At 64.7% G+C, this 23,209-nt stretch carries 23 protein-coding genes; 10 read left to right on the top strand and 13 right to left on the bottom strand.

Annotated elements, in window-relative coordinates:
- Positions 1-50: 50 nt before the first annotated feature.
- From ilvC to GCT13_RS24295, 3 genes are all read right to left on the bottom strand, one after another.
- The gene (ilvC, locus tag GCT13_RS24305; RefSeq protein WP_152762417.1) at positions 51-1,067 is read right to left on the bottom strand and encodes a ketol-acid reductoisomerase; all 1,017 of its coding nucleotides are present in this window, start codon (positions 1,065-1,067) and stop codon (positions 51-53) included.
- 112 nt (positions 1,068-1,179) lie between these two features.
- Positions 1,180-1,671 carry an acetolactate synthase small subunit gene (gene ilvN / locus GCT13_RS24300; RefSeq protein ID WP_007588180.1) on the bottom strand — a complete coding sequence of 164 codons (492 nt, stop codon included), beginning with the start codon at positions 1,669-1,671 and terminating at the stop codon, positions 1,180-1,182.
- A gap of 120 nt (positions 1,672-1,791) precedes the next feature.
- Positions 1,792-3,555, bottom strand: coding sequence for an acetolactate synthase 3 catalytic subunit (locus tag GCT13_RS24295; RefSeq protein WP_152762415.1), 1,764 nt, complete (start codon positions 3,553-3,555; stop codon positions 1,792-1,794).
- Between the two features lie 398 nt (positions 3,556-3,953).
- Between GCT13_RS24295 and GCT13_RS24290 the strand changes: the two genes are divergently transcribed.
- Genes GCT13_RS24290 through GCT13_RS24275 form a run of 4 tightly spaced genes read left to right on the top strand, consistent with a single transcriptional unit; the run spans position 3,954 to position 6,316 of the window.
- Complete coding sequence (locus tag GCT13_RS24290) at positions 3,954-4,517, top strand: RNA polymerase sigma factor (protein ID WP_152762413.1); 564 nt, start codon at positions 3,954-3,956, stop codon at positions 4,515-4,517.
- Positions 4,514-4,942: a DUF3619 family protein gene (locus tag GCT13_RS24285; RefSeq protein ID WP_152762411.1), complete on the top strand. Its 429-nt coding sequence runs from the start codon at positions 4,514-4,516 to the stop codon at positions 4,940-4,942. The genes GCT13_RS24290 and GCT13_RS24285 overlap by 4 nt, the downstream gene beginning before the upstream one ends.
- A 17-nt stretch (positions 4,943-4,959) precedes the next feature.
- A complete protein-coding gene (locus GCT13_RS24280) occupies positions 4,960-5,730 on the top strand; it encodes a DUF3106 domain-containing protein (RefSeq protein WP_321574586.1) in 771 nt (256 codons plus the stop codon).
- Positions 5,731-5,782: 52 nt separating this feature from the next.
- Complete coding sequence (locus GCT13_RS24275) at positions 5,783-6,316, top strand: RDD family protein (protein ID WP_321574585.1); 534 nt, start codon at positions 5,783-5,785, stop codon at positions 6,314-6,316.
- Between the two features lie 142 nt (positions 6,317-6,458).
- On the opposite strand, the gene GCT13_RS24270 is transcribed toward GCT13_RS24275, so the two are convergent.
- From GCT13_RS24270 to GCT13_RS24255, 4 genes are all read right to left on the bottom strand, one after another.
- On the bottom strand, positions 6,459-7,787 hold the full coding sequence (locus GCT13_RS24270; RefSeq protein WP_152762404.1) for an ABC transporter permease: 1,329 nt from the start codon (positions 7,785-7,787) through the stop codon (positions 6,459-6,461).
- A 19-nt stretch (positions 7,788-7,806) separates the two neighbouring features.
- Positions 7,807-9,381 (bottom strand): sugar ABC transporter ATP-binding protein, encoded by a 1,575-nt coding sequence (locus GCT13_RS24265; protein ID WP_227746982.1) that lies wholly within the window; start codon positions 9,379-9,381, stop codon positions 7,807-7,809.
- A gap of 125 nt (positions 9,382-9,506) precedes the next feature.
- Entirely contained in the window at positions 9,507-10,463 is a 957-nt protein-coding gene (locus GCT13_RS24260; protein ID WP_152762402.1) for a substrate-binding domain-containing protein, read from the bottom strand.
- A 185-nt stretch (positions 10,464-10,648) separates the two neighbouring features.
- The gene (locus tag GCT13_RS24255; protein WP_152762400.1) at positions 10,649-11,704 is read right to left on the bottom strand and encodes a LacI family DNA-binding transcriptional regulator; all 1,056 of its coding nucleotides are present in this window, start codon (positions 11,702-11,704) and stop codon (positions 10,649-10,651) included.
- A 292-nt stretch (positions 11,705-11,996) separates the two neighbouring features.
- Here GCT13_RS24255 and GCT13_RS24250 point away from each other — a divergent pair, with 292 nt between their 5' ends.
- The 6 genes from GCT13_RS24250 to GCT13_RS24225 all read left to right on the top strand — a co-directional run bounded on the left by GCT13_RS24250 (position 11,997) and on the right by GCT13_RS24225 (position 17,180).
- Complete coding sequence (locus tag GCT13_RS24250) at positions 11,997-12,938, top strand: UDP-2,3-diacylglucosamine diphosphatase (protein ID WP_152762398.1); 942 nt, start codon at positions 11,997-11,999, stop codon at positions 12,936-12,938.
- Between the two features lie 35 nt (positions 12,939-12,973).
- Positions 12,974-14,005: a glycosyltransferase family 4 protein gene (locus GCT13_RS24245; protein ID WP_152762508.1), complete on the top strand. Its 1,032-nt coding sequence runs from the start codon at positions 12,974-12,976 to the stop codon at positions 14,003-14,005.
- Between the two features lie 270 nt (positions 14,006-14,275).
- The gene (locus GCT13_RS24240) at positions 14,276-14,860 is read left to right on the top strand and encodes a diacylglycerol kinase (protein WP_407670844.1); all 585 of its coding nucleotides are present in this window, start codon (positions 14,276-14,278) and stop codon (positions 14,858-14,860) included.
- Between the two features lie 196 nt (positions 14,861-15,056).
- Entirely contained in the window at positions 15,057-15,773 is a 717-nt protein-coding gene (locus GCT13_RS24235; RefSeq protein WP_087733310.1) for a TetR/AcrR family transcriptional regulator, read from the top strand.
- A 2-nt stretch (positions 15,774-15,775) separates the two neighbouring features.
- The gene (locus GCT13_RS24230; protein ID WP_152762394.1) at positions 15,776-16,360 is read left to right on the top strand and encodes an LOG family protein; all 585 of its coding nucleotides are present in this window, start codon (positions 15,776-15,778) and stop codon (positions 16,358-16,360) included.
- 76 nt (positions 16,361-16,436) lie between these two features.
- The gene (locus GCT13_RS24225; RefSeq protein WP_152762392.1) at positions 16,437-17,180 is read left to right on the top strand and encodes an SDR family oxidoreductase; all 744 of its coding nucleotides are present in this window, start codon (positions 16,437-16,439) and stop codon (positions 17,178-17,180) included.
- A gap of 95 nt (positions 17,181-17,275) precedes the next feature.
- On the opposite strand, the gene GCT13_RS24220 is transcribed toward GCT13_RS24225, so the two are convergent.
- The 6 genes from GCT13_RS24220 to sugE all read right to left on the bottom strand — a co-directional run bounded on the left by GCT13_RS24220 (position 17,276) and on the right by sugE (position 23,076).
- Complete coding sequence (locus GCT13_RS24220; RefSeq protein WP_321574583.1) at positions 17,276-17,911, bottom strand: DUF924 family protein; 636 nt, start codon at positions 17,909-17,911, stop codon at positions 17,276-17,278.
- Complete coding sequence (locus GCT13_RS24215; RefSeq protein ID WP_152762390.1) at positions 17,908-18,639, bottom strand: alanyl-tRNA editing protein; 732 nt, start codon at positions 18,637-18,639, stop codon at positions 17,908-17,910. Before GCT13_RS24215 ends, GCT13_RS24220 begins: the two co-directional genes overlap by 4 nt.
- 134 nt (positions 18,640-18,773) lie before the next feature.
- Positions 18,774-19,184, bottom strand: a complete 411-nt coding sequence (locus tag GCT13_RS24210; RefSeq protein WP_152762388.1) for a group II truncated hemoglobin — start codon at positions 19,182-19,184, stop codon at positions 18,774-18,776.
- A 74-nt stretch (positions 19,185-19,258) separates the two neighbouring features.
- Positions 19,259-21,748: an ABC transporter permease gene (locus GCT13_RS24205; protein WP_152762506.1), complete on the bottom strand. Its 2,490-nt coding sequence runs from the start codon at positions 21,746-21,748 to the stop codon at positions 19,259-19,261.
- A 116-nt stretch (positions 21,749-21,864) separates the two neighbouring features.
- Positions 21,865-22,476, bottom strand: a complete 612-nt coding sequence (locus GCT13_RS24200; RefSeq protein WP_152762386.1) for a DUF4126 domain-containing protein — start codon at positions 22,474-22,476, stop codon at positions 21,865-21,867.
- A gap of 279 nt (positions 22,477-22,755) precedes the next feature.
- Positions 22,756-23,076, bottom strand: coding sequence for a quaternary ammonium compound efflux SMR transporter SugE (sugE, locus tag GCT13_RS24195; protein ID WP_321574582.1), 321 nt, complete (start codon positions 23,074-23,076; stop codon positions 22,756-22,758).
- Positions 23,077-23,209 lie beyond the last annotated feature (133 nt).

The following is a 23,209-nucleotide window of genomic DNA, read 5'->3' as shown; positions in this document are numbered from 1 at the left end:
TTTGATGCTTCCGACGCATTTCGTGCGCCGGAGTGCGAAAAACAGGCAGATTAGTTCTTCGACTGATCGACCAGCTTGTTCTTCGCGATCCACGGCATCATCGCGCGCAGCTTCGAGCCGACCTGCTCGATCTGATGCTCGGCCGTGATGCGGCGACGCGACTGCAGCGTCGGCGCGCCTGCGCGGTTTTCGATGATGAAGCTCTTCGCGTACTCGCCCGTCTGGATGTCCTTCAGGACTTCCTTCATCACCTTCTTCGTTTCGTCCGTGATGATGCGCGGGCCCGTCACGTACTCGCCGTACTCGGCGTTGTTCGAGATCGAGTAGTTCATGTTCGCGATGCCGCCTTCGTAGATCAGGTCGACGATCAGCTTCAGTTCGTGCAGGCACTCGAAGTACGCCATTTCCGGCGCGTAGCCCGCTTCGACCAGCGTTTCGAAGCCGGCCTTGATCAGGTCGACGGTACCGCCGCACAGCACGGCCTGCTCGCCGAACAGGTCAGTTTCCGTCTCTTCGCGGAAGTTCGTTTCGATGATGCCGGCACGGCCGCCGCCGTTTGCCGCTGCATACGACAGCGCGATATCGCGCGCCGCGCCCGACTTGTCTTGCGCGACGGCGATCAGGTGCGGCACGCCGCCGCCGTTCTGGTACGTGTTGCGCACCGTGTGGCCCGGCGCCTTCGGCGCGATCATGATGACGTCGAGATCCGCGCGCGGGATCACCTGGCCGTAGTGCACGTTGAAGCCGTGCGCGAACGCGAGCGCCGCGCCCTGCTTGATGTTCGCGGCGACTTCCTTCGCGTACACCTCCGCGATCTGCTCGTCGGGCAGCAGCATCATCACGACGTCCGCGCCCTTCACGGCTTCCGCCACTTCCTTCACCGCGAGGCCAGCGTTCTCAGCCTTGCTCCACGATGCGCCGCCCTTGCGCAGACCCACCGTGACGTTCACGCCGCTTTCCTTCAGGTTCAGCGCGTGAGCATGGCCTTGCGAGCCATAGCCGATGATGGTGACCTGCTTGCCTTTGATGAGGGAGAGGTCGGCGTCCTTGTCGTAGAAAACTTTCATGTCTGTTCCTTGGCGAAATTCAGAAAAATTCAAAGCTGCGTGTGTGTGTTGCGTGGGCCCGACGGATGACGCGACGCCGGGCCCGGATCGAACCGGCTTCTGTGGCTCGTCATCAAACCTTCAGGATACGCTCGCCGCGCCCGATGCCCGAGCCGCCCGTGCGAACCGTTTCGAGAATCGCGGTGGCGTCGAGCCCTTCGATGAACGCGTCGAGCTTCTCGCTCGCGCCCGTCAGCTCGATCGTATAGGTCTTTTCGGTGACGTCGATGATGCGGCCACGGAAAATATCCGACATCCGCTTCATCTCCTCACGTTCCTTGCCGACCGCCCTTACCTTGATCAGCATCAGCTCGCGCTCGATGTGGGCGCCCTCGGTCAGGTCGACCACTTTCACCACCTCGATCAGGCGGTTCAGATGCTTCGTGATCTGTTCGATCACGTCGTCCGAGCCAATGGAGACGATGGTCATGCGCGACAGCGAGCGGTCTTCCGTCGGTGCCACCGTCAAGGTTTCGATGTTGTAGCCGCGTGCGGAGAACAGGCCGACCACGCGCGACAACGCGCCCGGTTCGTTTTCCAGCAAAACGGAAATGATGTGTCTCATGTTCGCTTCTTCCAGATGTCGATGCAGGCGATACGTGCCCTTATGCAATTTGGCGCCGCTCCATCCGCTCTCGCCTTTTGTGAAGACATGCATGACGAAGCCGGCGCACAAACGCGCTCGTTATAGATCTTCCGATCCGAGGAGCATCTCCGTGATGCCCTTGCCGGCCTGAACCATCGGCCAGACGTTTTCGGTCGGATCAGTCTGGAAGTCGAGAAACACCGTGCGATCTTTCAGGCGCAGCGCTTCCTTCAGCGCCGGCTCGACATCCGCAGTCTTTTCGATGCGCATGCCGACGTGCCCGTACGCTTCGGCGAGCTTCACGAAATCAGGCAGCGCATCCATGTACGAATGCGAATAGCGCTTGCTGTATTCGATCTGCTGCCACTGGCGCACCATGCCCAGATAGCGGTTGTTGAGCGAAACGATCTTGACGGGCGTGTCGTACTGCTTGCAGGTCGACAGCTCCTGGATGCACATCTGGATCGAGCCTTCGCCCGTGATGCAGACAACCTCGTCATCCGGATGCGCCATCTTGACGCCCATCGCCGCCGGCAGCCCGAAGCCCATCGTGCCGAGACCGCCGGAGTTGATCCAGCGGCGCGGCTTGTTGAAGCGGTAGAACTGCGCGGCCCACATCTGATGCTGGCCCACGTCCGAGCACACGAACGCGTTGCCGTCCGTCAGCTCCCACAGCTTTTCGACCACGTACTGCGGCTTGATAATCTCGCTTGCGCGGTCGTACTTCAGGCAGTCTTTCGAGCGCCAGCCTTCGATGTCCTTCCACCACGCGGCGAGCGCTTCCGTGTCCGGGCCATGCTCGGCCGTCTGCAGCTGCTCGATCAGCTCCTTCAGTACTTCCTTCACGTCGCCGACGATCGGGATATCGACCTTCACGCGCTTCGAAATCGACGAAGGGTCGATGTCGATGTGAATGATCTTGCGCGGACGCGACGCGAAGTGAGCGGGGTCGCCGATCACGCGGTCGTCGAAGCGCGCGCCGATCGCGATCAGCACGTCGCAGTGCTGCATCGCCATGTTGGCTTCGTATGTGCCGTGCATGCCGAGCATGCCGAGAAATTTCTTGTCCGCGGCGCGATAGCCGCCGAGGCCCATCAGCGTGTTTGTGACGGGATAGCCGAGCAGATCGGCGAACTGGTTCAGCTCGCGCGACGCGTCCGCGAGAATGATGCCGCCGCCCGTGTAGATGTACGGACGCTTCGCCGACAGCAAGAGCGCGACGGCCTTGCGGATCTGGCCCGAGTGGCCCTTCGTGACGGGGTTGTACGAGCGAAGCGACACGCTCTTCAACGGTTCGTACTGGCAAGGCGCCTTCGACACGTCCTTCGGAATGTCGATCAGCACGGGGCCGGGCCGGCCGGTACGGGCAATATAGAAAGCTTTCTTGACGGTGGCGGCGAGATCGCGCACGTCCTTCACGAGGAAGTTGTGCTTCACGCAGGGACGCGTGATGCCGACCGTATCGCACTCCTGAAACGCATCCTGGCCGATCGCGGCAGTCGGCACCTGGCCGCTGATGACCACCATCGGGATCGAGTCCATATAGGCCGTCGCGATGCCCGTCACCGCATTGGTGACGCCGGGGCCGGAGGTCACGAGGCACACGCCGACCTTGCCGGTCGAGCGCGAGTAGGCATCGGCGGCGTGAACCGCGGCCTGCTCGTGGCGCACGAGGATGTGCTGGAACTTGTCCTGCTTGTACAACTCGTCGTAGATGTAGAGTACCGAGCCGCCGGGATAGCCCCAGACAAACTCGACGTCTTCGTCGGCCAGTGCCTTCATGAGCACGGTGGCGCCGATCGAGTCAGCTTCGTGAGGGGGTGTGGTATCCGACGTGGAGAATTCCGCGCTGGGCATATTCATCGTTCACCTTTCGAATTTTCGGCAAAAAATTGATCGGGTGCTCTCTGCCGGGCTTGTGGCTCGGGTTCAAGCGGCGCGTCCAGTTTGACAGGCGAGCTTCTTGGGCTCGACTCAAATGAGACAAGTCACTTATGTTGCGAACCGTAGACGATATCCACGATGCGTCCGATGGTCAAGCAAATATTTCCATGATTGACGGCGGCAGCCCTTCCGTCGTCCACTTCTGACCGCTTTGCCCAACCTGCATGAACCGTGGACAAAGTTCAATCGAAGGCTGGATGCAAGCCGCACGGTTGCCGCGTTTTTTCCCGATTCGCGCGAAAGTTTGTTAGCATCCGCGAGTTTTACGACATTTTTCGACCGATTCCGCGCACTCTCGCTGCGCCGACCCCCAACGGATGGCATCAGACAAGGAACTCGCCGATTTTCTGGCGGGCGTCGAAAGGCGCGCGTTCAAGCAGACGGTCTACGCCGTGCGGGACGATGACGCGTCGCTCGACATCGTGCAGGACGCGATGATCAAGCTCGCCGAAAAATACGGCGACCGCCCTGCCGCCGAGCTGCCGCTTTTATTTCAGCGTATTCTCCAGAATGCGACGCACGACTATTTCCGTCGGCAAAAAGTGCGCAACACGTGGGTGACGCTGTTCTCGTCGCTAGGCAACGCTGAAGACGAGGACTTCGACCCGCTGGAGACGTTCGAAAGCCAGGACGGCGCAACGGGCGCGGAAAGCGGCGAGCAGCAGCTCGAGCGCGAGCAGGTGCTGCAGTTGATCGACGACGAGATCCAAAAATTACCGGCACGTCAACGGGAGGCGTTTCTGATGCGTTACTGGGAAGATATGGATGTCGCTGAGACTGCTGCCGCGATGGGCTGCTCGGAAGGCAGTGTGAAAACCCACTGCTCGCGAGCCACGCACACGCTGGCGCATGCGCTCAGGGCCAAAGGAATCACGCTATGAGCACCGCTCTCGAAATAAAAGAACTCGAGTTTGCGCGACAGCTTCGCCGTGCGCTCGACGAAAACGCTGCCCGCATTCCGACTGCCACTACCGACCGGCTCGCCGCCGCGCGCAGTGCCGCGCTCGCTCGCAAGAAGCCCGAAGCCGTGCATGCGCCCGCCTTCGTGCCTGTCTTCGTCGGCGCCGGCACGCTTGCGGGCATGCCGCAACGGGAAGCGTCGCGCCGCCTGCCGCGCCTGCGCAAGCTCGCGCTCGCGTGGCCGGTGCTTGCGCTCGTCATCGGCCTCGCGGGCATCGCGTGGTGGGAAGACCACCAGCGCACGGCCGAACTCGCCGATATCGACGCCGCCATGCTGAGCGACGACCTGCCGCTCAATGCCTATCTCGATCACGGGTTCAACGCGTATCTGACGCGCAACCACTGACCGCGGAGACTTGACGGGTGAGTTACAAGCGCGGCCTCGCCGTTGTGTCCGGATGCGTGATCGCAGCCCTGGTGTCATTTGCCGCCACCTATCCGCGCTTCTATCCGACACCCATGCCGGCCGCGGCGCCCGCCACTGCCGGCACGCCCGCGAAGCCGGCGCCCGCCCCGGCGCTGACCGTCGAACTGCCTGCTCTGCCGACGTCGAGCAGTCCGCTCGCATGGGCGAAGCTGACCAGCTCCGAACACGTGGCGCTCGCGCCGTTCGCGTCGCAGTGGGACAGCTTCAGCGAAGAGCGCAAGCACAAGTGGCTGAAAATCGCGTCGCGCTACCCGAAGATGACACCCGAAGCGCAAAAGCGGCTCCACGACCGGATGACGGAATGGGTGCGCATGACGCCCGAGCAGCGGCGTGTCGCGCGCGAGAACTATCAGGTGTCGAAGGAACTGCCGCGCGAAGCGCGTCAGAACGCGTGGAAGGCGTATCAGCAGCTCTCCGAAGAGCAGAAGCAGAAGCTCGCCGCGAGCGAGCACAAGCGCCGCCCCACCGTCGTCAGCGCACCGCCTTCGGGCAAGTCGGAGATCAAGGACATCAACCGTCTCGTGAACGGCAAGGACAAGCTCGCGAGCGTGCCCGTGCCGCCGGCAGCGGGCGCATCGGCGGGCGCGGCGGGAGGCATGACGCCCGCGCCGGGCGCGCCTGCCGTTCCCGCCGCCGGCAGCTTCGTTCCGGCGTCGCCGACGCCCGTCTCGCCTTCCGACGCGCCGTCGATCTTCAACGGCTCATAATCTCCCGCGAGCCTGCGCCGCGGGCTCATCAACGGCAACCGAGGCCCCGCCCGTGTCCACTTCCGTCGACTCTGCAGCCCTGCCGCCCAAGCCCGAATCCCCCGAACTCGCCGCACCCACCGTGCGCCGGCGTCTTGCGACGCTGATGTACGAAGGCGTGCTGCTGTTCGGCGTCGTGTTCTTCGCGGGCTATCTGTTCAGCACGCTCACGCGGCAGCGCAACGGGCTCGTGCATCACAACTGGCTCGCGGCGTGGGTCGCTCTGGTGGTCGGCGTGTATTTCGTCTGGTTCTGGACGCACGGCGGACAGACACTGCCTATGAAGACGTGGCGGCTGCGCGTCGTCGGCGCGCAGGATGGCGAGCGCCTGTCGGTGCCACGCGCCGTCCTGCGCTATGTGTTCGCGTGGCTGTGGTTCTTGCCGCCGCTCGCGCTGCATCCGCTGCTCGGGCTCGCCGTGCCGCAGACGTTGATCGTGGCCGCCGTATGGTTCGTCCTGTATGCGGCCGTCGGCCGGATCGGCGCGAGCCGGCAGTTCCTGCACGACCGGCTGGCCGGCACACGGATCGTTTCGTTGCCGCGCTGACGCACCGGGCAGCCGTTGCAAGGCTTCGCCACTGCCCTCTTGCCTTAGCGCACGCTTACGCTCGCCTCACGCAAGCGCGGTGCGCCATCTCACGCTGATGCACACGCCAGGCTCGCACTCATCCAGACGCAGCCCTCAACGCTCACGGCCGCGCCTTCTCCTCGCGCCCCGGCGCATTCATCACCACGCGCCGGCCGCGCAGCCGCGCGAGCATCGTTTGCGGATTCATCCGCGTCTGCTGCAGGAACACTGCGACGACGATGATGAGCCCCTTCAGCACCAGCTGCGTATTGCTGTCGATGTTGTTGAGCAGCAGGATGTTGCCGAGAAAGCCGAAGATCAGCACACCCGCCACCGTCCCCGCGATCCGTCCGACGCCGCCCATCAGGCTCGTTCCGCCGATCACCACGGCCGCGATCGCATCGAGTTCCCAGCCGACGCCCGCATCCGCCTTCCCTTGCCGGTACTGCGCCGCGTACAGCACGCCGACCAGCGCCGCGAGCATGCCCGAAATCGCATACGCGGCGATCTTGTGGCGATCGACCTTGAGCCCCGAAATGCGCGCGCACTTCTCGTTACCGCCGATCGCATACAGGTACTTGCCGAACACCGTGCGATTGAGCACGAAGTCCGCGATCAACGCGATCACGATGAAAAAGAGCGCGGGCACGGGCACCACGCCAAAGAGCAGCGCGCGCAGATTTTCGATGTCGGTGGTCGCGTTACTGCCGCTGTAGATCGAATAAACGGCCGTATCCTGCCCTGCGACGAGCCGCGCCACGCCCATCACGCCGACCATCGCCGCGAGCGTCACGATGAACGGCTGCATGCGTCCGCGCGTGATCATGAAGCCATTGAGCGCGCCGATCGCAAGGCCCGCGAGCGGCACCATCCAGAGCACGGTCAGCAGCGACACCTTTTGCGGCAGCTGATGCCACGCGTAGCCGCACGCGAGCAGCGCAACAAGAGCCGCGACACCCGCGCGAACGTCGCGATGCCGCTCGCCTCGCGATCCGCCTGCAAGAGCGCTGACACGCGCACCGCCCGCACGCATGCGCCGCACGAACATGCCGCCCGCCATATAGACGACGGCGAACACGCTTGCGGCATCGAGCGCGAGCGACGTCCACGAAGCCGTGTTGCTGCCGGGCGTCGTGAGCAGGATCGCGGTGAGCACGCTGCCGAAACCCATCACCGAGCCGACGGACAGATCGATGCCCGCCGTGATGATCACGAGCGTCATGCCGACCGACATCACGCCGACGTTCGCCACCTGGCGAAACACATCGGAGAAATTCGCCGACGACAGAAAAATATTGCTGCCGTCCGCGGCATGCGGCGAGGTCAGCGCGCCGAGCGCAAGCAGCACGATCAGCCCCAGGTAGTACTTCACGTTCGTCAGCCACGCACGCAGACGCTGCTGCCGCGTGTCGGGCATGGCATTCATCGGTTGTTCGTTGGTCTTGAGCATGTTCGGGGCTCCATCGGCATCAGGGCGATGCCAGCTTCACGAGTTCATCGGCGGAAAACGCTTCGCGTTCGAGCACGCCTCGCGCGCGCCCTTCGCACAGCACGAGGATGCGGTCGCACATCAGCATCAGTTCGTCGATCTCCGAACTCGCGACCACCACCGTCAGTCCGCTGCGCGCCGCCTGCAGGATCTGGCTATAGATTTCGGCCTTCGCGGCTACGTCGACGCCGCGCGTCGGTTCGTCGAGCAGCAGAATGGCGGGCTGCGTCATCAGCCACTTGCCGATGATGAGTTTCTGCTGATTGCCGCCCGAGAGCGTCGCGACGGGCTCCGACGCGCCGCCGTGCTTCACGTTCGACGCTTTCGCCTGCGCGGTCACGCGTCGCGCGATCGCGCGAGGCCGGTAGAACGGAAAGCCTTCGATGTGCGCGAGACTCGGCAGCACGAAGTTCGCCTCGACCGACTGATCGACGATCAGCCCGTCCTTCTTGCGATCTTCGGTGACGAACGCGACGCCCGCGTCGACGGCTTCCGCCGGCGTCCTGAACACGCGCTTGCCGGGACCGATCTCGATTGCACCCGATACGCGATACGGCGACACGCCATACAGCGTTTCGAGAATCTCCGTCTTGCCCGCGCCGAGCAGGCCCGACAAACCGAACACCTCGCGGCGCCGCACCTCGAACGACACGCCGTCGACCACGGGCCGATGTTCGCCAAAGAGCGTGAGATCGCGCACGGCGACCATCGTGTCGGCGGCCGCGCGCACTTCGCCGGACTCGCGGTGCGGCGCGACGAAGTTCTTGCCGATCATCATCGACACCAGCTGTTCCGCCGATTCGACGCGGCTCATCGGCAGCGTCGCGATATGGCGGCCATCGCGCAGCACGGTCACGCGATCGGCGAGATCGAAGACTTCGTGCAGGCGATGGCTGATCAGCACGATGCCCATGCCGCGCTCGCGCAACGCGCGCACGAGCACCGCGAGCGCATGCGTTTCAGTGTCGGAGAGCGCTGAGGTCGGCTCGTCCATGATGAGCACGCGCGCGTCGGCGAGCAGTGCCTTCGCGATCTCGATCAACTGCTTTTCGCCGATCCGCAACGCGCCCACGAGCGCATCCGGCGACGGCCTGAATTGCAGTTGCGCAAGCACGTCGCGCGCTTTGGCCCGCATCGCGCGATGATCGGGAAAGCCGAAGCGCGTCGTGATTTCCTTGCCGAGAAAGAGATTGTCGACGACCGAAAGGCTGTCCACCAGATTCAGCTCCTGGTGGATGATCGCAATCCCGGCATCCATCGCATCGGCCGTGGTTCTAAAATCGGTGCGCGCGCCGGCTACTTCGATGGAGCCAGCATCGGGCAGATACAGGCCGCCCAGTATCTTCATCAGGCTCGACTTGCCCGCGCCGTTCTCGCCGACGAGCGCATGCACTTCGCCCGCCATGATGTCGAAATCGACGTCGGTGAGCGCGGGGCTGCCGTTGAACGCTATCGAAATGCGCGTCGCGGCGACGAGCGGCGTCGCGCTCTCCGCAGCGTGCTGCTGCGCGAGAGGTGGATCGAGACTGGTTGCGGTCGGCGTCATGGATTCCATCCGCTGCTTCTTCGTGGGTGGTGTGAAGTGACGTGAGAAGTGGCGTATGGAGCACGCGCAATGTTCGTGGCCACCGTTGCGCGTGCTTCACGCCGACTCATTTACGCCGACTCATCTACGCCGACTCAGCTCGCGACGAACTGCTTGGCGTTGTCGGCGAAGATGCCTTGCGTCGGCATGATCACCTTCTTCGGAATCTTTTCGCCGCCGAGCATCTTCAGCGCCTGGCGGAGCGCTTCGCCGCCCGGCGTCGGATAGACGAACGTCGCCGTGAGAATGCCCTTTTCGACCCATACGGCGCCTTCGTTCGGCAGCCCGTCCGCGCCGACGAACTTGATCTTCTTTTCGACCCCTGCGTCCTTTGCGGCGAGATACGCGCCATACGCCATCGGATCGTTGTGCGCGAACACGAGATCGACCTGCGGATTCACGCGCAGCACGGTCTTCATGTAATCGTAGGCCTTGTCCTGCTTCCAGTCGCAATCGACGCGCTGCCCGACGATCTTCAGCCCCGACTCCTTGCCGACGAACGACATCATGCCGTCGTGCCGGTCGTGCGACGCCTGCGTGCCGAAGCCGCCCCACACCTCGACGATATTGCCTTTCGCCTTGCCCGCGCCGCCCTGCGTCTTCACGATGAACTCGCCCGCGCCCTTGCCGATCAGCACGTTGTCGCCGCCGACGAACTGCGTGTACTGGTCGCCGTTCACCTCGCGGTCGAGCACGAACACGGGAATGCCCGCCTTGAACGCCTTCTCGACGACGCCCGTAAGCCCCGCCGACTCCTTCGGCGAGATGAAGATCACGTCCATCTTCTGCGCGATGAAGTTCTCCATGTCGGCGTTCTGCTTGTCGGTGCGATCGTTTGCATCGGCGATGACGAGCTCGACGTTCGGATGCTTCGCCGCCTCGGCCTTCATGTCCTTGTTGAACTGGACGCGCCACGGCTCGACGGTCGTCACCTGCGAAAAACCGAAGCGATACTTCTTGCCCTGCGCGTGCACATAGCCGGCTTTGATCAACATCCCGGCGAAAGGCGCCGAAACGAGCGCGCCAGTAATCAGACGGCGATTGCGGTTCATCTTGTGTCTCCTGTCGATCCGGAGTTTGGCGCTTTCGCGCCTTGCTCCCGTCCCATGCAAGGAAGTTGCTGTCATTGCGCATTACGTGATGCGCGGTTTGTGCGTCTCCTTCTCCTGCTCCGCTGCTCTGCTGCTGTTACTGCTGCTGTTACTGTTTCGGTCTGCCCTACCGAGATTGAAACGTTTTAATTGCTTCGGGTCTCCTCGAATTCCGACTGCTCGACGGGCACGGGCGCCGTGCTCTCGCGCACCAGCAGTTCGGCCTTGAAGCTCAGATGCACGGGCGCATTGCGCTCGCCGTTCAGCAGCTTGAGCATCAGCTGCCAGATCGCATGGCCGATCGCCTCCACCGGCTGACGGATCGAACTTAGATACGGACGCAGCACCGACATCCACGGCGCGTCGTCGAACGACAGCAGCGAGATGTCCTCGGGCAGGCGCAGATCGGCGTCGCGGATCGCGCGCAACGCGCCCAGCGTCGTCACGTTGCCGCCCGCGAAGAGCGCCGTAGGGCGCACGGCATTCGACAGCACTTCGAGCGTCGATGCATGAATCTCCGCCGCCGTCATTCCGCATTCGACGACGCGTATATGAGCGTCGAGTCCCGCGCGCTTCATCGCGTCGATATAGCCGTCCGCACGCTCGCGCGAGTTCACGAGCTCGAGCGTGTTGACGAGAAACGCGATGCGCTTGTGGCCGAGCCCGATCAGATGCTCGGTGCCGTCGAACGACGCCGCGTGGCTGTCCGTCGTCACGGTATCGGCGGGAAAGGAATCGTCGACGCGGTCGGCCATCACGAGCGGCACATTGCACTCGCGCACTTCTTCGATCGCGTGCTCATAGCCGCGGCACGGAATGATGATCATGCCCGCCACCTGGCGCGACATCACGAAGCGGATGCGCTCCATTTCGCGCTCGGGGTCTTCGTCCGCGTGCGCCATGATCAGGCGGTAGCCGTGCTCGAGCGCGCGGTTTTCCAGCGCGCGCGCAATGTCGACGAAGAACTGATTGGTGAGATCGGGCAGCACGAAGCCGATCGAACTGGGCCTGCCGCGCCGCAAGTCGGCGGCGATGCCGTTGCGGCGATAGCCGAGCCGGCGCGCCGCGTCCCACACGCGCTGCGCGCGCGCTTCGCTGACGCCCGGCACGCCCGACAACACTTTCGACGCCGTGCCTACCGAGACCTCGGCGGCATTGGCCACGTCGCGCAGTGTCGGCAAAAGCCGCTCGGATACGCCCATGTTTCGTCAGCCCCTTGATCGATGTCCGGTTCGTCGAACCGTTGATCTTGTGTTCTGGTCGTGCGCAGAGATTGAAACGTTTCAGAGAATATGCAATCGATTACATCAGCACAAGACACAGGCGGCCAGGGCTTTCCCGAGGCGCGATCGCGCATCCGCAGCCTTCCTGCATGGCTTGTTGCGTTGCACCCAGCCGACACATCGCGATACGTAATAAGAACTTCTCGTGAATGTCACGGCTTCGTCATGCGGCGATGGCGGAATGCGGGTACTGCAACTCGACGCGTGAGCCATGGACAACAACACGTCCGCGACTTCCCTCTTCCGCCAGACTGGCCCGAGCGTCGATCCCGTCGCTTTCGGGCCCCGCTCCCCCTCCGCAACCCTGCCGACGATTCCGCATCCGCCGATACCGCCTTCGCCCTCCGAAAGCCATCACGATGACGATCACGAGAACTCGCATCGCTATCGCACGATTTGGCTCTCCGACATTCACCTCGGCTCGGGCGGATGCCAGGCGACGTATCTGCTCGATTTCCTGCGGCACAACGAATCGGAGTATCTGTACCTCGTCGGCGACATCATCGACGGCTGGCAACTGAAGAAGGGCTGGTACTGGCCGCAGGCGCACAACGACGTCGTGCAGAAGGTGCTGCGCAAGGCGCGCAAGGGCACGCAGGTGGTCTACATCCCCGGCAATCACGACGAAGCGGCGCGCCAGTTCTGCGACCTCGCATTCGGCGACATCCACGTGCGCGGCGAAGCGTTTCACACGACGCTCACGGGCAAGCGGCTGTGGATCGTGCACGGCGATCTGTTCGACGGCGTGATCCAGCACGCGAAGTGGCTCGCGTATCTCGGTGACACGCTCTATACGCTGATCCTCGTGCTGAACCGCTGGTTCAACCGCATCCGCAGCAAGCTCGGCTTCCAGTACTGGTCGTTGTCGCAGTACCTGAAGCATCAGGTGAAGAACGCCGTCAACTTCATCTCGTCGTTCGAGCGCGTGATGACCGACGAAGCGCGCCGCCGCGGCTGCGACGGCGTCGTCTGCGGGCACATCCACAAGGCCGAGATCCGCGAGATCGACGGCGTGCTGTACTGCAACGACGGCGACTGGGTCGAGAGCCTGTCGGCGCTTGTCGAGACGTACGAGGGCGAACTGAAAGTGATCTACTGGACGGTGATCCGCTCTCCGCAAGCGACCGCGTCGAAGGCCCGCGCGACGGCATGACCGCACACAACCACCACTACGAGAGGGCCAACCGCATGAAGATCATGATCGTCACCGATGCGTGGGAGCCGCAGGTCAACGGCGTCGTCCGCACGCTGAAGAACACCACGCGCGAATTGACAGAGATCGGCCACAAGGTCGATCTGCTGACGCCGCTCGAGTTCAAGACGATTCCGTGCCCGACGTACCCCGAGATCCGCCTGTCGCTGCTGCCGAAGCGCCATCTGCGCGAGCGCATCGACGCATTCCAGCCGGACGCGTTGCACATCGCGACGGAAGGCCCGCTCGGACTCGCCGCGCGCGCTTATGCGATCGAGCACAAGCTGCCGTTCACGACCGCGTATCACACGCGCTTTCCCGAGTACGTGGAGGCGCGTTTCGGCATTCCGCTCGCGTGGACGTATCGCTTCCTGCACTGGTTCCACAAGCCGTCGCTGTCCGTGATGGCGCCGACGCCCGTCGTGAAGGCGGACCTCGAAAAATACGGCTTCACGAACGTGGTGCTGTGGACGCGCGGCGTCGATCTCGACATCTTTCATATGATGGACTCGAAGGTGCTGAACACCGCGCGGCCGATCTTTTTGTACGTGGGACGCGTCGCCGTCGAGAAGAACGTCGAAGCATTTCTGAAGCTCGATCTGCCCGGCTCGAAATGGGTCGCGGGCGAAGGCCCGGCACTCGCCGAACTCAAGTCGCGCTATCCGGCCGTCAACTATCTCGGCGTGCTGACGCAAGCCGAACTCGCGAAGGTCTATGCGGCCGCCGACGTATTCGTGTTCCCGAGCCGCACTGACACGTTCGGTCTCGTGCTGCTCGAAGCGCTCGCGTGCGGCACGCCCGTCGCCGCGTATCCCGTGACGGGCCCCATCGACGTGCTCGGCGACGGCGGCGCGGGCGCGATGCACGAAGATCTGCGCGAAGCGTGTCTCGAAGCGCTGAAGATCGAGCGCAGCCGCGCGCGCGAATGGGCCGAGCGCTTCTCGTGGACGGCCGCCTCCGAACAGTTCGCCGCGCATCTGAAACCGTTGCCGCGCGCCGCCTACAGCGAGGAAAACGCCGCCGCGTAAGGTGTATCCGAAGCGCGTATCCGAAGCACACTGCCCGACGCGCGAGCGCCCTTACTTCCCGCCACGCCCATGCAAACGAGACAATCGAACGCATTGCGCGCCCCGCAGGAATCGCTGCGCGACGCCGAAGCCATCGCGTCCGACGCCGGTCCGGCCGTCGAGCCGGACGGCGAACCTTTCGGCGATGTGCACGAACGGCATGACGACGGCGCGCCGCAGTCGCGCTATGCTGGACGCACTCAACCTGGTCCAGCACGCAAGCCATCTCCCATGACATCCACGACGCGCAAGTCGATATCGCGCGATTCCGCGCCTTCCGAGGACGACACGCTGATCGAGACCGACATCGAAGCCGAAGCCGGTGCAGACGTCCACGGCGACACCCGCGCCGAGGCGCATGATCCGCACGAGCCGCTCGGCCCCGACGATCCCCTCGCGCCGCTGCCGTTCAACCCGTACAAAGGCAATCGCGGCGTCACGCGCGCATGGCACGCGATGAAGAACTCGTTCGCGGGCTTTCGTGTCGCGATCCGCGAGGAAAGCGCGTTTCGCCAGGAACTGACGCTCGCGGCGATTCTCGTGCCGTGCGGTATCGTCGTGCCCGTCGAGCCTGTGTCGCGCGTGCTGCTGCTTGGCTCCGTGTTCCTCGTGCTGATCGTCGAGCTGCTCAATTCGAGCGTCGAAGCGGCCATCGACCGCATCTCGCTCGAGCGCCACGAACTGTCGCGGCGCGCGAAGGATCTCGGCAGCGCGGCCGTGATGGTCGCGCTCTTCATGTGCGTGATGACCTGGGCGCTGATCGTCGGACCGCTCGTCGTCCACTGGGTCGGCGGGTGGTTCGGATACGGGCGCTAGCCGGCGCACGCACGTCCCGAGTCTTTACGAGTCCATCATCGCCGCCGCATCCGCGCCATACAGAAGCGCGCGTTCTGGGGATAGAACGGTCGGTTTATAATCGTTCGATAGTCTCAAAAACAGCCAACCAGACCGGGCGCAGGAGCATGCCGTAGCACGAGGCATCGAGGCCGCCCGATAACCAGGGCCGGACGATATGGAAGCCAAACCTCCCCGCCGCACGCGCGAACGGATTCTCGAACTGTCGTTGAAGCTCTTCAACGAGATCGGCGAGCCGAACGTCACGACGACGACGATCGCCGAGGAAATGGAAATCAGTCCAGGCAACCTGTACTACCACTTCCGCAACAAGGACGACATCATCAACAGCATCTTCAGCCAGTTCGAGCAGGAGATCGAAAAGCGTCTGCGTTTTCCGGAAGACCATCGCGCGACCATCGACGAAATGTGGTCGTATCTGCAGTACATGGTCGATTTCACGTGGCGCTACCGCTTCCTGTATCGCGACCTGAACGATCTGCTCGCGCGCAACCGCACGCTGGAAACGCACTTCAAGCAGATCATCAGCCACAAGGTGCGTTTTGCGAGCCAGTTCTGCGAGCAGCTCGTCGCCGACGGCGAAATGGTCGCGACGCCCGACGAGATCAAGGTGATCGCGACCAACATCGGCGTGATCGCGACGTACTGGCTGTCGTATCAGTTCGTGATGAACCCGCGCAAGTACAACGAGCAGGAGGCGATTCGCGCCGAGCTGCATCAGGTGAGCGTGCAGATTGTTTCGCTGATGGCGCCGTATCTGCGCGGCCGCTCGCGCGAGCTGTTCGACGATCTGGTGTCGGGCAAGCATCCGCAGCGCGAGTTCTACGACTATCTGCCGCCGCGCGAACCTCGCAACGAATCAAAGGAAAGTTGAAGATGAAGGCAGTCTGTGTGTATTGCGGCTCGTCGGACGGAGCCAAACCGCTGTATCGCGACGCAGCGAAGGCGTTCGGCCGCGCGCTCGTCGACGCGAACCTGTCGCTCGTCTACGGCGGCGGCAAGGTCGGCCTGATGGGCGTGATCGCCGATGAAGTGATGGCCGCGGGCGGCCGCGCAATCGGCGTGATTCCCGAATTGCTGGTCAACAAGGAAGTCGGTCACGACGGCCTGTCGGAACTGCACGTCGTGCCCGACATGCATCAGCGCAAGAAGATGATGGCCGACCTGTCGGATGCGTTCGTCGCGCTGCCGGGCGGCGCGGGCACGCTCGAAGAGCTGTTCGAGGTCTACACGTGGGCGCAGCTCGGCTATCACCAGAAGGCCGTGGCCGTGCTGAACATCGACGGCTTCTACGATCCGCTGATTTCGCTGCTCGGGCACACCGTGCAGGAAGGCTTCATGCGTCAGACGTACTTCGACATCCTGCAGATCGACAACGACCCCGCCGCGCTGATCGCCAAGCTGCAGCGCTATCAGCCGCCCGCGCGCGACAAGTGGGCGGACCGGCGCGAACGCGTGTGACGCGCGGCGCGCTCGCTATGGTGAGCGGGAGTTTGGTCGCTGGCGGCACACATCAGGCACAGATGAGGCACACACGATGAAAGTGGTTCTGATCACGGGTGCGAGCCGCGGCATCGGCCGCGCGACGGCGCGTCTGCTCGGCGCGCACGGCTGGTCGGTCGGCATCAACTACGCGGCCAACGAAGCCGCCGCGAAAGAAGCCGCCGCCGAAGTCGGACGCGCGGGCGGGCACGCACGCGTGATCGCGGGCGACGTCGCCGACGAAGCGCAAGTCGTCGCGATGTTCGATGCGCTCGAGAGCGCGTACGGCCGCATCGATGCGCTCGTGAACAACGCGGGCATCGTCGCGCCTTCGATGCCGCTCGCCGACATGGACGCCGTGCGCCTGAAGCGCATGTTCGACGTCAACGTGTACGGTGCGTATCTGTGCGCGCGCGAAGCGGCGCGGCGCATGGCGAAGGATCGCGGCGGACATGGCGGCGCGATCGTCAACGTGTCGTCGGCGGCATCGCGGCTCGGGTCGCCGAACGAATACGTCGATTACGCGGGCTCGAAAGGCGCCGTCGATACGATGACGATCGGCCTCGCGAAGGAACTCGGCCCGCAAGGCGTGCGCGTGAACGCCGTGCGCCCGGGCCTGATCGACACCGACATCCACGCGAGCGGCGGGCGCCCCGACCGCGCCGCCGTGCTCGGTGCGCAAACGCCGCTGGGCCGTCCGGGCACGGCTGAAGAAGTCGCCGAGGCGATCGTCTGGCTGTTGAGCGACGCGGCATCGTATGTGAACGGCGCACTGCTCGATGTGAGCGCGGGCCGCTGATTCTCCGGTTGTCTCTTCGCGCGTTCCATCGTTGCGGATTGCGCGATGCTTCGCCGTGAAGTGCCGTGCAACTCGAAGCAGGACGCCGCTCGCTTCTAGAACGACGACCCCGGCTCGCGCAGGAACGCGATTTCCTCATCGGTGGAAGGACGGCCGAGCAGCGCATTGCGATGCGGAAAACGCCCGAAACGTTCGACGATCTTCGCATGCCGCACGGCCGAGCGCGCATACGACGGGTCCAGCCCTTGCGTTTCGAGCAGCGCGTAGAGGCGCACACCTTCGCGCTGGCCTTCCAGTGTTTCGTCGTGCTCGAACGGGATAGTCGCGAATGCGCGGTGATAGACGGTCGGCAGCAACAGGTCGCTGCCCTCTTCGACCATCCGGCGCGCGATGCCGACCGCCTGCGCATCGCCGTCATACATGTGCGCCGTATGCCGATGACAGTTGCGCGTGAACTGATCGAGCACGATCACGAGCGCGAGCGAGCCGAGCGGCGTATTGAGCCACGCGTCGAGTTCATGCGCGAGCGCCGCTTCGATCAGCGCGCCGAAGCGCTCGCGCAGCATCGCGTCGAACGCGTCGCTGCGCTTGAACCAGCACTTGCGGTCGGTGCCGTATTCGTCCGAACCGGGTGCGCCGAACCAGCAGTCGAGCACCTCGCGCGCACGCGCATCGAGCGACGCGTAGTCGCCTCGTGTCGACCAGGCGGCCGCGTCGAAGCGCGGGCTCACGCGAACTCCAGCACCAGCCGCCGCGTGCGCGCGCTCTTCTTTTCCAGCTTCGCGACACGCAGCGCGCCGATCTCCTGCGTATTGCGCACATGCGTGCCGCCGCACGGCTGCAGATCGACGCCGTCGATGCGCAGCAGCCGCACGCGCCCCAACCCCATCGGCGGCTTCACGCTCATCGTGCGCACGAGTTCGGGGCGCGCGGCCATTTCGTCGTCGGTGATCCATTGCGTCGCGACGTCGTGCGCGCCGCCCACCAGCTCAGCGAGCCGCGCCTCGACCTGCTCGCGTTCGATCGGCTCGACCGTCGCGAAGTCGAGGCGCGCGTAGGCGGACGTGATGCTGCAACCGTCGACGGGATACGGCAACACTGCGCACATCAGGTGACTCGCCGTGTGCAGGCGCATGTGCCGATAGCGGCGCTCCCAGTCGATCTGCGCCGTCACCCGCTGTCCGACGGCAAGCTGCGTGAGCAGCGCTTCCTGGCCGGGCGCGGGAACGTGGACGGCATCGTCGGGCGTCGCGCCTTCGAATGCCGCCTTGCGCGTGTCGGCGATCTCGATGCGCGTGCCGTCGGCGAGCGTCAGTACGCCCGCGTCGCCCGCCTGGCCGCCGCCGAGCGGATAGAACACGGTCTGGTCGAGATGGATGCCCTGTTCGTCAATCGCGGTAATGGACGCGTCGCAGTGGGTCAGATAGGCGTCGTCGCGAAAGAGCGCGCGCGTCTTCATCGAGTGTCTCCTGATTCTTGGTTCGTGCTGGACATTATGCCGGGATCGCACATGTCCGCCGCGTCCACATCGAAGCGCGCGCGGCGGAACTGTACCGGGCGTTTCGACGCGACGCTTTGACGAAGTGTGACACCTCAGCCCGGATGATTGCGCATCCAGTCGGCCGTATCGAAGAACGAATGCAGAAGACGCTCGCGCAGCGGCTCGGGCAGGCCGACGTCTTCCATCGCCCACGCCATGCAGCGCAGCCACTGGTCGCGCTCGCTCGATGCGATCTGAAAGGGCAGATGCCGCGCGCGCAGACGCGGATGGCCGAAGCGTCCGATGTAGTGATCGGGGCCGCCGAGCCAGCCGCAGAGGAACCAGAACAGCTTGTCGCGCGAGCCGTCGAGCGTCGGCGGATGCAGCTTGCGAATGCCCGCGAAATCGGCTTCGAGGTCCATCAGGTCGTAGAAACGGTCGACGAGTTCGCGCACGCGCGCCTCGCCGCCCACGAGTTCGAAGGCCGTCGGCTTCGACGGTGCTTCGTCAATCGGATCAGTCATACGGGCAACTACACATTCAAGAGGAACACAAAGGCATCGCGCGTTCGCGCCGATGCATCAAAGGGCGCGCGATCTCACGCGTCGCGCAGCGATTGCAGCGCAGGCCGCATCAGCACGTGACGCAAGCTGATCCAGCCGCCAACGGCCGCGCACGTGACGCCCGCCGCGATGCCCGTCGGCAGCAGCCACGGATTGAATTCGATCGTGAAATCGAACACACGCGTCGCGAGAATGAAACCGATCAGCTGCGAGCCGAGCGCAGCCATCAGGCCCGACAGCGCGCCGACCACGACGAACTCCGCGATCTGCACCGCGCGCACCTGCCGGTGCGATGCGCCGAGCGCGCGCAGCAGCGCCGATTCTCGCATACGCTCGTCGCGCGTACCCGCCAGCGCCGCGTACAGCACGAGCACACCAGCGATCAGCGTGAACGCGAACAGGAACTGCACCGCGCCGATCACCTGGCCGATCACGCGCTGCACCTGCGCGAGGATCGGCGCCGTATCGATCGCGGTGAGATTCGGATACTGGCCGATCAGCCCGTCGATTACCCTGTGCTGCTCGGGCGGCACATGGAAGCTCGTGATGAACGTCGCGGGATAGTCCTTCAACGCGGCGGGCGGCATCACCACGAAAAAGTTGACCTTGAACGAACCCCAGTCGAGCTTGCGCACGCTCGTCACGGGCGCCTCGATTTGCAGGCCCGTCACGTCGAAGCGCATCGCGTCGCCGACCTTCACGTTGAGCAGCTTCGCGAGTCCCTGCTCGATCGAGATCTGCGGTTTCGCCGCATTGCCGTACCACTCGCCCGACACGATCCGGTTGTCGTCGGGCAACTGCGTCGTGTACGACAGGTTGAACTCGCGATCCACCAGGCGGCGCGCGTCCTCGCTCTTGTAGTCGTTCGGGTTGACGGGCTTGTTGTCGATCGCGACCAACCGGCCGCGCACCATCGGCGCCAGTTCGATGCCTGCAAAGCCGTGCGCGCCCAGATACTGCGTAACGGCATCGCGCTGGTCGGGCTGGATGTCGATGATGAACTCGTTCGGCGCGTCGGGCGGCGTCGAGCGATGCCAGCCTTCGATCAGGTCGTTGCGCGTCATCGCGATCAGCAGCAGGCACATCAGGCCGATCGCGAGCGCCGTGATCTGCAGCGCGCTCGCGTTCGCGCGCCGCTCCAGCGATGCGAGCGCATAGCGCCAGCCGATGCCGATATGAAAGCGCTCACTGCGCACGATGCGCGACAGGCCCCACAACGCGACGCGCGCGATCAGCGCGAACACCAGGAGCCCGCCCGCGAAGCCGCCCGCAACGATGCCGCCGAGCTTCAGCTCGCCCGCCGCGAGAATCAACAGGCCCGCGAACAGCGCGATGCCGAGCGCGTACGCGGCCCACGCGGTGCGCCCTTCTTCGCCCCACTCGCGGCGCAGCACGCGCACGGGCGGCACATGCGTAAGCGGCAACAGCGGCGGCAGCGCAAAGCCGATCAGCAGCACGAGACCGGCCGCGATGCCTTCGAGCGCGGGCCAGATGGTCGGATACGGCAGCGTCACGTCGATCAGGCTGCCGAGCCACCAGAAGAGCGCGAGATGCCCGCCGAAGCCGAGCACGACGCCCGCCATGCCGCCGAGCAAACCGAGCCCGGCGAATTCGAACACGAACAGCGCGCGCAAGGTCCGCTGGCTCGCGCCGAGGCAGCGCATCGCCGCGCAGCTGTCGAGATGCCGCCGCATATAACGATGCGCGGCCATCGCAATCGCGACGGCGGCGAGCAGCGCCGTCAGCAGCGACACGAGCGTGAGAAAGTGGCTCGCGCGATCGAGCGTCTCGCGCACCTGCGGCTGACCGTCCTTCAGCGACTCGAGCGCGACGCCGCGCATCTTGCCGTTGTCGACGCGCTCATGCGCCCACGTCGCAAACGACGCAACGGGCTTGTCGCCGCCCGCCACCAGCAGCCGGTACGTGACGCGGCTGCCGTAGCCGAGCAGTCCCGTCGATGCGAGATCGTCGGCGCGCATCATCAGGCGCGGCGAAAAATTGACGAACGCGAAGCCGCGGTCCAGTTCGCGCGTGATCAGCGCGCCGATCGTGAAGTCTCGCCCGCCCACCTTGACCTTGTCGCCGATATGCACCTTTAGCGCGTCGAGCAGTTGCTGATCGACCCACACGTCGCCGGGCGGCGGAATGCCGCGCACTTCGCGGTCGGGCGCGCCGGGCGCGAGCGCGATCCGCAACGCGCCGCGCAGCGGATAGCCGGGCGACACCGCCTTCACCGCCGCGAGCCGCGAAACGGGCTGCGCGGCCGTCGAGTTGACCATGCTGGGAAAGATCGCCGTCGTCGCCGTTTCAAGGCCGAGCGTCCTGGCCTGCTGCGCGAATTGCGCATCGACGGGATGATCGGCGCGCACGACGAAATCGGCGGCGATCATGCGCCGTGCGTCGCGTTCGAGACCTTGATGCAGACGGTCCGCGAGAAAACCGACGCTCGACAGCGCCGCGACGGCCAGCACCAGCGCGAACAGCAGCATCGTCAGCTCGCCGGCGCGCCAGTCGCGCGCCGTCATGCGCACCGACTGATGCAGCAGATGACCCAGCGACAGCCGGTGCGCGCTCGCACGCGGCTTTGGGCGTTCAGGCGGAAGCTCGGGGGGAACCTGAGTGGTGACGCGTTCGGCTTCGCTCAATCGTGTCGGCTCCTCGCGAGTCGCGACACCATGTGCGTCGCCATGCCGCGAAAGCCGCCCTGCACGCCGCGCCACAGACGCGGCAGCGCCCAGCTCGCGAGCACCAGAAAGCCCACGAGCAGCACGAGGAACAGCACGGGGACGAACAGCGCGAGCAACAGGCCGCCGAACACGAGCCCGTCCTCGGCCGCCGACGTGACGACATTCGACACCGGCTCCGGCGACAGGTTGATCAGCGCGCGCGTGCCCGCCTTCGTCAGATGCGACGCGCCCGCGAGCGTGCCGCCCGCCAGTGCCGCGATCGTCATCAGCGACGGATCGGCGTGGCCGAGCGCGCCGACGGCCAGCACGGCGCCCGCCGGAATGCGGATGAACGTATGGATCGCGTCCCACAGAGAATCGAACGCGGGAATCTTGTCGGCGAGAAATTCGGCGAGGGTCAATATCGCCGCGGCGCCGATCACCCACGGCGACTGCAGCACGGACAGCGTATCGGGCAGATGGATGATGCCGGTGCGTCCGAAGACGCCCGCGATCAGCACGGTCAGGTACAGACGCAAGCCGCTGCCCCACGACAGGCCCGCCGCAAGCGAAAGAGGTTCAAGCATGGCCGCCTCCGAGGCGCGCGTCGCGTGCCGTCAGTTCCGGCAGCCTGCGCTCGGGACCAGGAAGCCTAGGGGGCTCCGCCGTGCCGAAGCCGCCGGATCCGCGCATCAAGGCCGCGCGGAGCAATTTCAGGATGATTCCGTCTCATTATAGCCACGTCAATTCGACGGCCGCATGGGCTTCGCGAGCGTTTGTGGCATGTTTGCGGCACTTTTTTGAACGGGTGTGCCGACGCCGGGTGGACGACGGTCCGGCAACGGGCCGGTGATCGGCCGACGCGCTCAGTGGCCCGAGGAGAGCTTGAGTCCGATCAGCCCGACGACGATCAGCACCGCGCTGCCGACGCGCGCGGCTGTGACGGCCTCGCCCATCATCACGATGCCGAAAATGAATGCGCCGACGGCGCCGATGCCCGTCCAGACGGCGTAGGCGGTGCCGAGCGGCAACTGGCGCATGGCCATCGCGAGCAGCGCGAAGCTGCCGAGCGCCGTCACGACGGTGAACACGGACGGCCAGAAACGGGTGAAACCTTCGGATGACTTGAGACCGGCCGCCCACGCGACTTCCAGCAGACCGGCGATAAAGAGAAGAATCCAGGACACGAGACGAACCCCCAGTATGAGTGGGGCCGTCCCCGTTGAAAGCGGATGCAGCAAGGTCGTCCTTGCCGCGCGCAATTATATCAAGACAGGCGGCATTTCACCGTTTGCCATACGCCGACGGATATAGCGACGC

Source organism: Paraburkholderia franconis, assembly GCF_009362735.1.
In the GTDB taxonomy this organism is placed as follows: domain Bacteria; phylum Pseudomonadota; class Gammaproteobacteria; order Burkholderiales; family Burkholderiaceae; genus Paraburkholderia; species Paraburkholderia franconis.
This window is presented reverse-complemented; position numbering and strand designations above follow the sequence as displayed.